At 72.1% G+C, this 12894-nt stretch carries 15 protein-coding genes; 9 read left to right on the plus strand and 6 right to left on the minus strand.

The genetic code is table 11. The annotated features are described in order from the left end of the window. Nucleotides 1-88: 88 nt before the first annotated feature. The 3 genes from WA670_RS12580 to WA670_RS12590 all read left to right on the plus strand — a co-directional run bounded on the left by WA670_RS12580 (nt 89) and on the right by WA670_RS12590 (nt 1933). On the plus strand, nt 89-832 hold the full coding sequence (locus WA670_RS12580; protein WP_037811449.1) for a dienelactone hydrolase family protein: 744 nt from the start codon (nt 89-91) through the stop codon (nt 830-832). 88 nt (nt 833-920) lie between these two features. After that, nucleotides 921-1277 carry a hypothetical protein gene (locus WA670_RS12585; RefSeq protein ID WP_037811451.1) on the plus strand — a complete coding sequence of 119 codons (357 nt, stop codon included), beginning with the start codon at nt 921-923 and terminating at the stop codon, nt 1275-1277. Nucleotides 1278-1288: 11 nt separating this feature from the next. Then, on the plus strand, nt 1289-1933 hold the full coding sequence (locus WA670_RS12590) for a phosphate signaling complex PhoU family protein (protein ID WP_134661742.1): 645 nt from the start codon (nt 1289-1291) through the stop codon (nt 1931-1933). Here the strand turns inward: WA670_RS12590 and WA670_RS12595 are convergent. From WA670_RS12595 to WA670_RS12610, 4 genes are all read right to left on the minus strand, one after another. Continuing rightward, entirely contained in the window at nt 1845-3101 is a 1257-nt protein-coding gene (locus WA670_RS12595) for a phosphatase PAP2 family protein (protein WP_336157773.1), read from the minus strand. The genes WA670_RS12590 and WA670_RS12595 overlap by 89 nt on opposite strands. A gap of 128 nt (nt 3102-3229) precedes the next feature. Further along, nucleotides 3230-3616: a hypothetical protein gene (locus WA670_RS12600; RefSeq protein WP_037811455.1), complete on the minus strand. Its 387-nt coding sequence runs from the start codon at nt 3614-3616 to the stop codon at nt 3230-3232. After that, nucleotides 3613-4806, minus strand: a complete 1194-nt coding sequence (gene ftsW, locus WA670_RS12605; RefSeq protein ID WP_336157774.1) for a putative lipid II flippase FtsW — start codon at nt 4804-4806, stop codon at nt 3613-3615. The genes WA670_RS12600 and ftsW overlap by 4 nt, the downstream gene beginning before the upstream one ends. Before the next feature lie 62 nt (nt 4807-4868). Further along, nucleotides 4869-5240, minus strand: a complete 372-nt coding sequence (locus WA670_RS12610) for a winged helix-turn-helix transcriptional regulator (protein WP_134727368.1) — start codon at nt 5238-5240, stop codon at nt 4869-4871. 96 nt (nt 5241-5336) lie between these two features. On the opposite strand from WA670_RS12610, the gene WA670_RS12615 reads away from it, so the two are divergent. Further along, nucleotides 5337-6164 (plus strand): alpha/beta fold hydrolase, encoded by an 828-nt coding sequence (locus tag WA670_RS12615; RefSeq protein ID WP_336157775.1) that lies wholly within the window; start codon nt 5337-5339, stop codon nt 6162-6164. After that, nucleotides 6155-7279 (plus strand): hypothetical protein, encoded by a 1125-nt coding sequence (locus WA670_RS12620; protein WP_336157776.1) that lies wholly within the window; start codon nt 6155-6157, stop codon nt 7277-7279. The genes WA670_RS12615 and WA670_RS12620 overlap by 10 nt, the downstream gene beginning before the upstream one ends. Here the strand turns inward: WA670_RS12620 and WA670_RS12625 are convergent. Further along, nucleotides 7204-8202, minus strand: a complete 999-nt coding sequence (locus tag WA670_RS12625) for a DMT family transporter (RefSeq protein ID WP_336157777.1) — start codon at nt 8200-8202, stop codon at nt 7204-7206. The genes WA670_RS12620 and WA670_RS12625 overlap by 76 nt on opposite strands. Before the next feature lie 92 nt (nt 8203-8294). Here WA670_RS12625 and WA670_RS12630 point away from each other — a divergent pair, with 92 nt between their 5' ends. The 4 genes from WA670_RS12630 (at nt 8295) to WA670_RS12645 (ending at nt 11757) form a co-directional block, all read left to right on the plus strand. After that, the gene (locus tag WA670_RS12630; protein WP_240015261.1) at nt 8295-9185 is read left to right on the plus strand and encodes a LysR family transcriptional regulator; all 891 of its coding nucleotides are present in this window, start codon (nt 8295-8297) and stop codon (nt 9183-9185) included. Between the two features lie 72 nt (nt 9186-9257). Next, complete coding sequence (locus tag WA670_RS12635; RefSeq protein ID WP_336157778.1) at nt 9258-10571, plus strand: FAD-binding oxidoreductase; 1314 nt, start codon at nt 9258-9260, stop codon at nt 10569-10571. A 49-nt stretch (nt 10572-10620) separates the two neighbouring features. Beyond that, entirely contained in the window at nt 10621-10977 is a 357-nt protein-coding gene (gene fdxA, locus WA670_RS12640) for a ferredoxin (protein WP_336157779.1), read from the plus strand. Nucleotides 10978-11064: 87 nt separating this feature from the next. Continuing rightward, nucleotides 11065-11757, plus strand: a complete 693-nt coding sequence (locus WA670_RS12645; RefSeq protein ID WP_037811472.1) for a helix-turn-helix domain-containing protein — start codon at nt 11065-11067, stop codon at nt 11755-11757. 352 nt (nt 11758-12109) lie between these two features. On the opposite strand, the gene WA670_RS12650 is transcribed toward WA670_RS12645, so the two are convergent. Next, nucleotides 12110-12853, minus strand: a complete 744-nt coding sequence (locus WA670_RS12650) for a DUF2249 domain-containing protein (protein WP_037811473.1) — start codon at nt 12851-12853, stop codon at nt 12110-12112. Nucleotides 12854-12894: the final 41 nt, after the last annotated feature.

The following is a 12894-nucleotide window of genomic DNA, read 5'->3' on the forward strand; positions in this document are numbered from 1 at the left end:
AACCGGACAGGAAACGGGACATTCGCGCGGCGCGGGCGCAGGGATAGATTGATCTCGTACGCACTGCAATCAATGGAGGACAAAGCGGATGCGCAAGGAAAAGCCAGACGTTCCGGCCGCTGACGGGACCGCGGACGCGTACTTGGCCGTGCCGGACGGCGGGCCGCATCCCGGGGTGCTGCTCTTCCCGGACGCGTTCGGGCTGCGGCCGCGGATCGAGGAGATGGCCGACCGCATCGCCGAGAAGGGCTATGCCGTGCTCGCGCCGAACCTGCTCTACCGCGGCGGCCGGACGCCGCTGGTGGACTTCGCCGCTCTGGAAGACCCGGAGCGACGGGGCGAGGTCTTCGGCAAGCTGATGCCCATGATCGAGGCCTTGGACACCGAGGCGATCACTCGCGACGCGGAGAAGTACCTGGACTGGTTCGCCGCGCAGGACGGCGTCGCGCCGGGACCGGTCGTGATCACCGGGTACTGCATGGGCGGCACGAACGCGCTGCGCGTGATCGAGGCGTTCCCGGACCGGGTCAAGGCGATCGCGTCGTTCCACGGCGGACGCCTCGCCACCGACCAGCCGGACAGCCCGCACCTGCGGGTCGGCTCGATCACCGGCGAGGTGTACTTCGGGCACGCCGACCAGGACCCGTCGGCCACCGCCGAGCAGATCAAGACGCTCGAGCACGCGCTCGACGAGGCCGGGGTGACCTACCGGTCGGAGGTGTACGAGGGCGCGTCGCACGGGTTCACGATGTCGGACACGGCCGCGTACCACGCCGAGGGCGAGAAGCGGCACTGGGAGAACCTGTTCGCGCTCCTGGAGCGGGTGCGCTGACCTGCGGAAGAGCAGGGCCCGGCACGCGGGACGCGCGCGCGGCCGGGCCCTGCGCGCGGAATCGGCGGCGGCCGTTTACGCTGGCCGCATGGCCGAAGGTGCGCTGTGCCGCGAACCGGTGGAGCTGACCGGGCGCGAGCGCTCGGTCCTGCGGAGCGTCGCGGTCCGCGGGACGGAGCCCGAGCTGTTCTGCGAGCTGGAGGCCGGGCACGGCCACGAGCACGCGACGCCCGTCGGCGGACGCGGCGAGGAGCCGCTGATGTGGCTGCGCTGGTGGCCCGGCCGCCGCGTGCTGGAGACCCGCGCGCGATGCGGCGCGGAGTCCGACGAGGGCGTTTTCTGCCGGGTGCCCGGCGGGCACGAGGGCAGCCACAGCTACGAGCTGGCCGAGCCCGAGGAGGCCTGGCCGCTGGCCGACGCGGGCCTGTTCGCCGGCCGCCGGTAAAGTCGCTCGACATGCGCGAAGGCTTCCAGGACGACCTGAAACAGCTCGACGGGCGTCTGGCGGCGATGGCCGAGGCGGCGGCGGAGGCGATGCGCCGGGCCACCCGGGCGCTGCTGACCATGGACCTGCCGCTGGCCGAGCAGGTGCTCAGCGGCGATGCCGACCTCGACGACCAGCGCGCCACCTGCGAGGACGAGGCGTATTCGCTGCTCGCCCTGCAAGCCCCGGTGGCCGGCGACCTGCGCGCCGTGCTGGCCGCGGTGTACTGCGCGGAGAAGCTCGAGCGGATGGGCGATCTCGCCGCGCACATCGCGGGCACCGCGCGCCGCGGCCACCCGGAGCCGACCGTTCCCGCCGACCTGGAGGCGGTGTTCGCGGAACTGGGCGAGGTCACCTCGGCGATGGCCGAACGGCTCGCCGACCTCGTGCACGGCGAGGCCCGCGGCGGCTACGCCGAACTGAGCCGCGCCGACGAGCGCGTGGACGAACTGCACGCCCGCGTGATGGCGACGGTCACCGCCCCGGACTGGACGCAGGACCAGCGGATCGCGGTCGCGCTGAGCCTGCTCACCCGTTTCTACGAGCGTTTCGCCGACCAGGCGGTGTCGGTCGCGAAGCGCCTGGAGTTCGCCGCGACGGGCGATCTCCCGGGCTGACCTCCGGCGGCGGACCGGCCTGGGCCTGGTTCGACGGACGCGGCGGCGGCGAACCCGCGGCGCGGCCCTGCGGCGGACCGGCCGGACGCGGCTGCTGCCGAGCCGGACGGACCGGCGGCTGCGCGGGCGGACGGTTCTGCGGCGGGCCGTCGACGGGCCGGGCCTGGGGCATCGGCTGCGAGTTCTGCCGCCCCGGAGCGGGTGCGTCCGTTCCACGAGGCGGCGGAGTCATGCGGGGCGGCTGGGGGTTTTGCCGTCCGGGAACCGGGACGTCCGCCGCACGGGGCTGGGGCGCGGCCGTGCGGATCGGCTGGGAGTTCTGCCGTCGCGGCGCCGGTGCGTCCGCCGCGCCCGGTTGTGGCGCGGCGGTGCGGAGGGGCTGCGAATTCTGCCGCCGGGGCGGCCGGACGGGGCGACCGCTGGCGTCGCGGGCTTCGGGCGGGCTGACGCGGCGAGTGGGAGGCGCACCCGCGTCGCGAGCACCCGGCCGAGCACCTGCGGCCTGGCCTGGCGAAGCGTCGCCGTCCGGATCGGGCCGGGCCGTCGCAGCCTCCGCACCTTCCGGTGCCACGCCCAGCAACCCGAACGGCACTTTGCCCGCGAACCGCCGCACGAGTCCGGCGGCCGGACCCAGCGCGTATCGCTGCAGCAGCAACGCCATCCCGGCCCCGAGCGCGAGCCCGATCAGGACGTCGTGCGGGTAGTGCGCCCCCACGAACACCCGCGAGAAGCCCATCGTCGCCGCGAAGGCCGCGAGCCACGGCGCGCCCTTGTGCCAGGCGAAAGCCCCGCCGAGCGCGACCGCGGCCGCGATGGTGGAGTGGTTGCTCGGGAACGACCAGTCGCCCGGCGGCGGGCAGGCGCCGACGATCGCGTCCGGCGGAAGTCCCCGGCAGGGCCGCTGCTCGTGGACGAAGGCCTTGATGATCTCGCTGAGCACGTAGGCGACCACGGTGGCCGCCGGAACGAGCAGCGCCGCGGCCATCCGCTCGGGCGAGCCGGTCCCGCGCGCCCGCCACCAGAGCCACGCGAAGAACGGGGCCACGAGGACCAGGCCGTAGTGCGTGTACGCCAGCACGAGAGACTGCACCCAGCCCGGCATGGCGTGGGCGAAGTGGGTGATCGCGTCGTACGTCTCGCTGCTGGAAGCTCCGGCCGTGGTCGCCATACAACCCCTCTCCGGTCCGCCGGTTCGCCTGGCGGCCATCTCGCGTTCACCCGAAGGTCACGAGCGTACCGAGCGGCGGAGGGGAGCCGGCGACGCCCCGCGAGTCCGCGGGGACGCTCCGGGACGGGTCAGGAGTCGGTGGTGTGCTCGCAGGTCACCGGCTTGCCGGGACCGGGAGCGCTCGCCTTGGCGAGTTCCTTCGTCTTGTCCAGCAGGATCCGGCAGCGCAGCGTCGCGGCGGTCGACGGCGTGGCGGTGACCGAGGCTTTCTGTCCGGCGCTGACCACGACGTCCTGTTTCCACGGCAGCCCGAGCGGGCCGGTGAGCTGGTGCGGCGCGACCTTGTCCTCGTAGCGGTTGCCGGATTCGCCGTAGGCGACGCCGGTGGCCGTGGTCTGCTGGTCGGAGGTGATCTCGTAGGTGATCGCCCACGACTTGCCGGTCGGGTTGGAGCACGCGGCGAGCCCGGCGAGCGCGACGGCCGCGCAGGTGGCGGAGAGTGCCTTGGTGATCACGCTGGGACTGTACCGGAGCCCTTCTTCCGCAGCCCGGCGAGGAACGTCCGCGCGGCCGGTTCCTCCCGCGCGGCCTGGGCGAGGATGCCGAACTGCAGCATGGTGACCACGAGCGACGTGCCGCCCGCGGACACCAGCGGCAGCGTCACGCCGGTCACCGGCAGCGCGCCCGCGACGTAGCCGATGTTGATCAGCGCCTGCGCCACCAACAGCAGGGTGGTGGTCCCGGCGACGAGCCGCACCCACGGATCGGCGACCCGCGCCGCGGTGCGCAGGCCGATCACCGCCAGGTAGCCGAACAGGCCCAGCACCACGAGACAACCGGCGAACCCTAGTTCCTCGCCGACGAGCGCGAAGACGAAGTCGTTCTGGACGTCCGGCAGATAGCTCCACTTCGCCGCGCCGCGGCCGAGGCCGACGCCGAACCAGCCGCCGTCGGCGAGGGCGTATTGCGCCTGCTGTGCCTGGTAGCCGCTGCCGCTCGCGTCGGGATTCGGCGAAAGAAAAGAAAGGATGCGCGCGAGACGATAACTGGCGAAAAGGGCGAGTGCGACGATTCCGGCGACCCCGCCGGCGAGAATGGCGGCGAACAACCGCTTCGGCGCGTCGGCGAACCACAGCAAGCCCAAGGTGATCAGCGCGAGCGTGACTGTGCCGCTGAGATTCGGCTGGGCCAGCAGCAGTGCGCACAACGCGAGCGTCACCGGGATCAGCGGCACCAGCAGATGCCGCCAATGGTGCAGCACCTTCTCTTTTGACACGAGCAAATGCGCGCCCCAGAACACCAGCGCGACCTTCGCGATTTCCACCGGCTGCAGGGTGAACGGCCCGGCGGAAAGCCAGCGTTGCGCGCCGCCGTGATCGGAACCCAGCGGGGTCAGCACCAGAAGCAGCAGCACCACCGCGGCGGCGAGCGCCGGGGTGGCGGCCTTGCGCAGCCGGGAAAACGGGACGCGCAGTCCGAGCACGAAGGCGACGACGCCGAACGCGACGAACGTCAAATGCCGGAGAAAGGCTTGGTACACCCCGGTTCCAGGGGCAGGGGAGGACGACAGCGCCATCACCGCGCCGAGCAGCGTCAGCAGCGCCCAGATTCCGACGATGATGCGGAACGACGCGAGCGGATGCGCGAAAAACTGCCCGATTGCGTGCCGTGCCGGTTTGCGGTCCCGTTCGGTTGGCGATTCCACTTGCGCGAGTGTGTGCCGTATCCGCTTCGCGGTGGCCGACCGACTCGCCGGTGTGCGGAAAATTACCGCTCCGATTTCCGATTGGCCTCGTCGACCTCGGCCATGTGTTCTTCCGCCCACGTGCGCAGCGCCGCGAGCGCGGATTCCAGCGACGTGCCCAGGGCGGTAAGCCGGTAATGCACCCGCGGCGGCACCGTGTCCTCGACCCGCCGCGTGGCGAGGCCGTCGCGGACGAGGCTTTGCAGCGTCACCGAGAGCATTTTCTGCGACACCCCGGGGATGCGGCGGCGAAGATCCGCGAAGCGCACCTCGTCCGGCGCGGCCTCGGCAAGGATCTTGACCGTCATCGACGTCCACTTCGTCCCGATCCGGTCGAGCAGTCGCCGCGTCGGGCAGGCCGGGTCGAACAGATCGCCGCGGGCGGAGGGGGTCACCTCGGGCTCACCACCTGTCGGGAAAGTGCCGTCTTGGCGGCATCCTTGGAGTTACCTACCGTGTGCTGGTAACCAATGGTAACCACAGGAGGCACGATGAACGCGGTGCGGCAGGTCGAAGCGAACGGGGTCCGGCTGAACGTCGCCGTCGGCGGGAGCGGGCCAGCGCTGGTGCTGCTGCACGGATTCCCGCACACCTGGCAGCTGTGGAGCAAGGTCATCCCGACCCTCGCCGAGCGGTACCGGGTGCTCGCGCCGGACCTGCGCGGGCTGGGTGCGAGCAGCCGTCCCGAGAGCGGCTTCGACGCTGGGGCGGTCGCCGCTGACGTCGCGGGCCTGCTCGACGCGCTGGGGGAGCCGGATGCCGAGGTGGTGGCCATCGATCTGGCGGTTTCGAGCGCGTTGCTGCTGGCGTTGCGGCAGCCGGAGCGAGTGCGCCGTCTGGTGCTGATGGAGTCGCTGCCCTGGGGTTTCCCGGCGAGCCCGCCGTGGTGGTTCGGTTTCCACGCGGTGCCGGGACTGGCCGAGACTGTCCTTAATGGACACGAGGCGGAGTACGTCGGCTGGTTTCTCGAGCAGGGCACGCTCGGCCGCGGTGTTCCGGCGGAGGTCCAAGCGGCCTTCGCCGAGGCGTACACCGGCACCGACGCGCTCCGTTGCGCCTTCGAGTACTACCGCGCGATGCCGGAAAGCGCCCGGCAGCTGACCGAAGCGGCAGCCAAGCGGCTGACCGTCCCGACGATGGCGATCGGCGCGAACCCCGTGGGCGATGCGCTGGAGCAGCAGTTGCGCCCGATCGCCGACGACCTCACCGGGCACGTGCTGGCGGACTGCGGGCACCTGATTCCGCTGGACCGTCCGCGCGAGTTCCTCGATCTCCTGCTGCCGTTCCTGTCCCGGGAGATACTGGCCGGGTGTCGTTGACGTCCGAACTGGCCGACCCGCGCGGGAAACTCTCGCGTTGGTGCGCCCGCGTCTTCACCGGCACCGCAGCGGCCGCGCGCCGGGTCGAGGAGGCGACGAACGGCGTCCGCCCGGTCCGTCCGGCGCTCGCGCGGCCGCCGCGGCAGCACTGGGCCGAGATCGGCGGTGCGTTCGGCCAGCGGATCGCGGATCTCGTGCAGCCCGCGCCGCCGTACTACGCGCTGCTCGGCATGGTGCGGGCGCAGTGGGGCAGCGGCCCGTGGGCGCACGCGCAAGCCGCCCAGTACCCGACGCACGACGAGCTTCCGCCGGAGTACCAGGCGCGGGCGCTCGGGATCCGTCCGGCGGCGGCGACCTGGCTCGACCTCGGCGACGGGCTGCCGGACGGCGGTGCGCTCCCGGGCGCCGAGGAGCTGTGGGGCGAACTGCTGGGACGCGCGCGCCGCTACCAGGCGCAGCACGCCCCGCCCGGCATGCTCGGCGGACCGGGCGCGGAAGCCGGACTGGCGCGGACGAACTGGGTGCTGTCGGCGTGCGAGGACATCTACCGCTCCGGCCGCATCGACCCTCGCCTCGCCCGGGTCGTCGACGGCGGCGGCACGATCGCGGACCTGCGCGCCCTGCCCGCCGACGCACAGGTGACCGAGCTGGCGGAACTCGCGAAACGCTTACACGACAACGGCGCGCTGTGGGAACTGCGGCGGCTCGGTGGTGCCCCGCCGGAGGGCTATCCGCTCGGGATCGCCGGGCCGACCATCGTGCCCGGCTGGGCCGACGGCGACCTCTTGCTCGGGAAGCTCGACCCCGAAGCGGGGATCGCCGACGGCACGCTGCTGGACGTGAAGACCGTGCTGACCGTCGGCGATCCGGACCGCGCCGGGCGCTGGCTGTGGCAGATCCTGCTGTATGCCTGGCTCGACGTCGCCGACCTCTACCGGATCCGGGAGGTCGGGCTGCTGCTCGGGCGGCACGGCAAGCTGGTCTGCTGGCCGGTCGACGAGCTGGCGGCGGACCTGCTCGGCGGCGACGGCCTGGTCGATCACCGCCGCGACGAGTTCAGGGACATGGCGCGCGGGCTGCTCGACTCGGCCGGGCTGAGCTTGGCCGACGGCTGAACCGCGGGCTTCTTCCCCGCGCCGCGGCCGGCGAAGCACACCGCGCCGAGCACGATCACGCAGCCGACGAGCTGCAGCGGGCCCGGCCGTTCGCTCAGCAGCAGGAAGCCGAACGCGACCGCGCCGACCGGCTGCAGCAGCATCATCGTCGCGCCGGTCGAGGCCGCCAGCCGCGGCAGCGCCCCGGCGATCAGCAGCCACCCGACGACCTGGCCGACCAGGGCGAGCGCGGCGAACCAGCCGAGCGAGGGCAGGCTCGGCGCCAGGTCGAGGCGGCCGAACGGCAGCCCGAGCACGACGGAGACGAAGCCCGCCGACACGGTGGCCAGCGACAGCGAGCGGACCTGCGTCGCGGGGGTGCTGCTGAGCCGGAGCAACAGCAGGTACGCCGAGTAGCCCGCTCCCGCGGCGAGCGCGAAAACCATGCCCAGCACCGGGTTCGAGCCGGTCATCGACGAGCCGAACACGCCGCCGGCGAGCACGATCCCGCCGATGAGCGTCGGCGCGACGAACTTGAACCGCGGGTCCGGCCGCTCCTTGAGGAACACGAACGCCAGCAGCGGCACGATCACCACCTGCACCGAAAGCAGCATGGTCGCGACGCCCGCGCCGACGCGCGGGATCGCCTCGCCCCACAGGACGAAGTCGAGCCCGAGGCCGAGCCCGGCCAGCAGCGGCAGCAGGATCTTCGCGCGCTTGCGGGTCCGCCGCGCCTCGCTGAACGCCAGGACCGCGAGCAGCGGCAGCGCGAGGGCGCAGCGCCAGAACGCGCTGGTCGCGCCGCTGGCCCCGGAAACCTTGATGAGCACCGAGGTCAGCGCGATGCAGAGGCAGCCCGCCGCGGCCAGCAGCCGGGGGTCGGCGCGGCCGGTGAGCGCGGCGATCGGGCCGGCGGCAGGCAACGAGGCGGATTCGGTGGTCATGCCTTCTATGGTGGGGGCGCTAACTATCAAGGACAAGTGAATGTTCCTGCGGAAAATCCGGTAGCATCACTACCGTGTTCAGTGTGGATCGGATGCGCGCCCTGCACGCGGTCGCGCAGCACGGCTCGGTCGCCCGCGCGGCGGCCGCGCTGCACGTCACGCCGTCCGGGGTGTCGCAGCAACTGGCGAAGCTCGAACGGGAAGCGGGGCTGGCGCTTTTGGAGCCGCGCGGCCGGACTGTGCGGCTCACGCGCGCCGGGCAGGTGCTGGTCGGGCATGCCGAACGCGTGCTGGCTCAGCTGGCCGAAGCGCGCACGGATCTCGAGCGGCTGCGCGAGGACGTCTTCGGGCCGTTGCGGATCGGGTCGATCGCGACGTGCGTGCACGCGCTGCTGCCGCCCGCGCTCGCCATGCTCACCGAACAGCACCCGCGGCTGAACGTGACGCTGGGCGAGGGCGAAGCCGAACAGACGCTGCCGAAGGTGCTCGCCGGGGACCTCGACGTGGCGGTGTTCGAAAGCTGGGCGGACCGGCCGACCGTGGTGCCGGCGGGGATCACGCAGGTCACGCTGTTCTCCGACGTCGCCGATCTCGCGCTGCCCGCCGGGCACCGGCTCGCGCACCGCCGCACGGTCGATCTCTCCGAGGTGGACGATGTGTCGTGGATCAGCTGGACCGGCCGTTCGGGCTGCTACGAATGGCTCGTGCACGTGCTCCGTTCGCAGGATCTGGAGCCGCGGATCAGTTGCACCATCGGGAGTTACGTGACGCAGCTGGCGCTCGTCGCGGGCAACGTCGGCGCCGCGCTCGTCCCGCGGCTCGCCCGCGGACCGGTGCCGGACGGCGTCCGGATGCTCGCGACGCGGCCGGTGCTGAACCGCACGATCATCGCCGCGTGCCGGTCCGGCGAGGAGGCGCACGGCGGGGTCCGGGCGGCGCTGGAGGCGCTCGGCGAGGCGTCGGCGGCTTATGTGAACCGCTGAATCTCGGTGCGCGGCTGCCTTTTCCGGCCGGTTCGGCCCTAGAGTCGGAATCGACGAGCAGGGGAGCCGCCCATGACTGCCGAGGATGCCGCCCGTGCCTTGCGGGCCCGACTGCCCGCCGGGCAGGTGCACACGTCCGGCCCTCAGTACGAATCGGCGGCGGCGGTCTGGAACGCCGCCGTCGTCGCGCGTCCGGCGGTGGTGGTCGAATGCCGGCGCACGGCGGATGTCCAGGCTTCGGTGCGTGCTGCGCGCGAGCTGGGTCTGCCGCTGTCGGTGCGCAGCGGCGGACACGACTGGGCCGGACGCGCGATCGCGGACGGCGGGATCACGCTCGATCTGCGTCCGCTGAACCGGGTCTCGGTCGATCCAGGACGGCGCGCCGCGGTGGTCGGCGGCGGCGCCCGGGCCAACGATGTGCTGGCGGGAGCGGAGGCGCACGGCCTGACCGCCGTCGTGGGCACGATCGGCACGGTCGGGTTCGCGGGGCTCGCGCTCGGCGGCGGATACGGTCCTTTTCTGGGCAAGTACGGGCTCGCCTCGGACAATCTGCTCGGCGCCGAGGTCGTGCTCGCGGACGGCGAAGTCGTGGTCGCCAACGCTTCGCGGCTGCCGGACCTGTGGTGGGCGCTGCGGGGCGGTGGCGGGAATTTCGGCGTGGTGACCGCGCTCGGCGTGCGCTTGCACGAGGCGCCGCAGATCACGACCGGCCCGGTCTGGTACCCGGCTTCGGACGCGGCCCGGGTTTTCGCTGCGGTAGCCGAAATTCAGGCCGACGCGCCGGACGAACTCACCGTCCAGACCGGTGTCCTCGCCGGTGCCGACGGCTCGCTGTGCGTGCTGGTCTGGCCCACCTGGTGCGGGGCCGCGGATCCCGAGGGCTTCCTCGCCCGCCTCGGACCCCCGCTCGCCTCGCAAATCGAGCCGGTGTCGTCCTATGCGGCGGAGATCGCGCGACGGGACGCGATGTTCCCCGACGGCCGTTCAGTCACCATCCGCACGCGGTCGCTTGCGGCGTTCACTCCCGAGGCTGCGGCAGTGCTCGCCTCGGCCGAGGAAGTCCGGACCTCGCCGATGTCCGGACTGTCGATCCACCACTTCCACGGCCTGGCCGCCCGGATTCCGGCCGCGGACACGGCGTTCCCCGTGCGGGAGGACCACCTCATGGTCGAGATCCTCGGGCTGGGGGAGGGCAACGACGACCGAGCCTGGGCGGATGCCACCTCGGCGGCGTTGGCTCCCCACGCGTTGCCCGGCGCGTACGCGAACCTGCTGGGCCCGGACGTCCCTTCGGCGAACGTCTTCGGCCCCAACTCGGCCCGGCTGCGGGACGTCAAACACCGCTACGACCCGGACGGGGTTTTCCGCGCCATTCCGCTGGGCTGACCTTTTTGCCGAGTACATTGGTGAAAAAGACGGCGGAAGGAGGCGGGCCGTGGCGTATGTGATCGCGGAGCCGTGCGTGGACGTGATGGACCGGGCGTGCGTGGACGAGTGCCCGGTGGACTGCATCTACGTCGGCGAACGCTCGCTCTACATCCATCCGGACGAGTGCGTCGACTGCGGCGCGTGCGAACCGGTGTGCCCGGTCGAGGCGATCTATTACGAGGACGACCTTCCGGACCGCTGGCGCATCTACGCCGAGGACAACGCCCGGTTCTTCAGCGAAACCCTGCCCGGCCGCGACGCGCCCCTCGACAGCCCCGGCGGCGCGGTGAAGCTCGGCGACCTCGGGGTGGACACGCCCTTGGTCGCCGGGCAGCCACGACCGGACCTTTCCGCCCAGCAGTAGTTCGCCCCGCACGCTTCTGCGGGATCGACCCGCCGTACCCCGCTTCTGGCGGAGAAAACCTCATTCAACTCGGTTAAACTGGTCCGCATGAGCGAGCAGACGCTGACCGATCCGCCCGCCTCCCGCGCACTGGGCGAGAGCCGGGCCCGGGTGCTGGCCGCACTGCGGTCGGCGGACGCTCCCGTAGCGGTGCAGGACGTCGCCGAACAGGTCGGCCTGCACGCCAACACCGCGCGGTTCCACCTGGACGGCCTCGTCGAATCCGGCCTCGCCGAACGCCGAACGGAAGACCGCACCCGCCCCGGCCGCCCGCGGACGGTCTACGCCGCGATCGCCGAGGAAGCAGCCGAGGGCCGCCGCAGCTACCGCCTGCTCGCCGAAATGCTGACCGGCCTGATCGCGGAAAACGTCGCCGACCCCGGGAAAGCCGCGGAATCCGCAGGCGAAGCGTGGGGCCGCTACCTGGCCGACCGCCCGCCCCCGACCCGCCGCGTCGACGAGGCCGAAGGGATCCGCCGACTGTCCGCTGTGCTGAGTGACGCCGGTTTCGCTCCGGCCCCGTCGGGCTCTCCGGAGCAGCCGGTGATCCGGCTGCGGCACTGCCCGTTCCGAGAGATCGCGGAAGAACGCCGGGACGTGGTGTGCGGCCTGCATCTCGGGCTGATGCGCGGGGTGCTGGAGGAGGTACGAGCGCCGTTGACGGCGGAGCGGTTGGAGGCGTTTGTCGAGCCGTCGTTGTGTTTGGCGCATTTGAAGCCTGTTGGTAAGCGTCGTCGCTGACCATGCGCACTGTTTGCCGGTTCGACGCTGGATTTTCCGCGGCGGGTCGCAGATTCGCGGCGGCCGGATGACCGTTTTCTGTTGCACGGCAATCAGTTCGCGATGGCCATGGGCTTTCCGTCCGAGTGTCGTGGCTGGGCGGGGGTTTCTGATGCACCAGCAAGCCCGTCCGCACCGGCCAGTTAGGCGCGAGGCACCAATTCGCGGCAGCCAACGCAATTCCGCCCGCAAAGCGCAGCAGCCGGGTGCGCGTTTCCCGTTGCGCAGCAAGCCGGTCCGCGGCGGCCGGGGCGGGGGAGACCGGCCGCCGCGGGGAGGCGCGCCGAAGGGGGGTCGGCGCGGGTATCGGGGGTCAGGCCGGGACCGCGGCGCGGCCGATCCGGACCTGCCACTTCTCCGGCCCGGATTCCACGTACTCCCACGTGAAATCCTCGCCGTGCGTGGCGGTGAACTCGCGGCGCAGCGGCTTCGGGTCGTGGTTGTTGACGAGCACGAACGATTCCCCGGGCGCGAGCCGCGCGTAGCGGCCGAAGATGCGCGGATGCCGGGTGCCGTGCGGGATTTCGCGGACGTCGAGGACTTCCGCGCGGTCCAGTTCGCCGCCGTCGAGGAGGGTGCGGAGGTCGTTGACCAGGATGGGGACGTCGGCGCCGGGGAGATCGGCCAGCGCGGGCAGCAGGACGCTGGTTTCGGCGTCGAGATAAGCGCCGAGAAGCGCGTCCAATGCCTGCGCGGCATGGCTGACCTGGGCCGAGGTGTCGGATTCCCGCAGTTCCTCGACGGTGCGGAGCACGGCGTCCTGAATCCGCCGCAAGGCGCGGACCAGCAGGCGCGTCGCGGGGGCGCCGGCGGCGGTCGCGTTGAGGACGCGGTCCGCGGCGGACAGGTACTCGGTCAACCGGCCCGTCGCGAACTCGATCAGCCGGGCGTTGGCCTCCTCGCGGGCGCTGCCGTCGAGCTGAAGTTCCGTGACCACGGCGGCTTTTTCCCGGTACTGGGCCAGCACCCGGCCGGATTCGGCGCGGAGGGCTTCGCTGGCGCGGAACGCGGGGTCGGTGCTGGTGCCGCTGATGTACACCTCGGACGAGCCGGTCACGGGAACCTCCCGGAAAGAGTATTTACGAGAATACTAGTGCA

Origin of the sequence: Amycolatopsis sp. VC5-11, assembly GCF_037034185.1 — a bacterium.
GTDB classification, from domain to species: Bacteria; Actinomycetota; Actinomycetes; order Mycobacteriales; family Pseudonocardiaceae; genus Amycolatopsis; species Amycolatopsis nivea.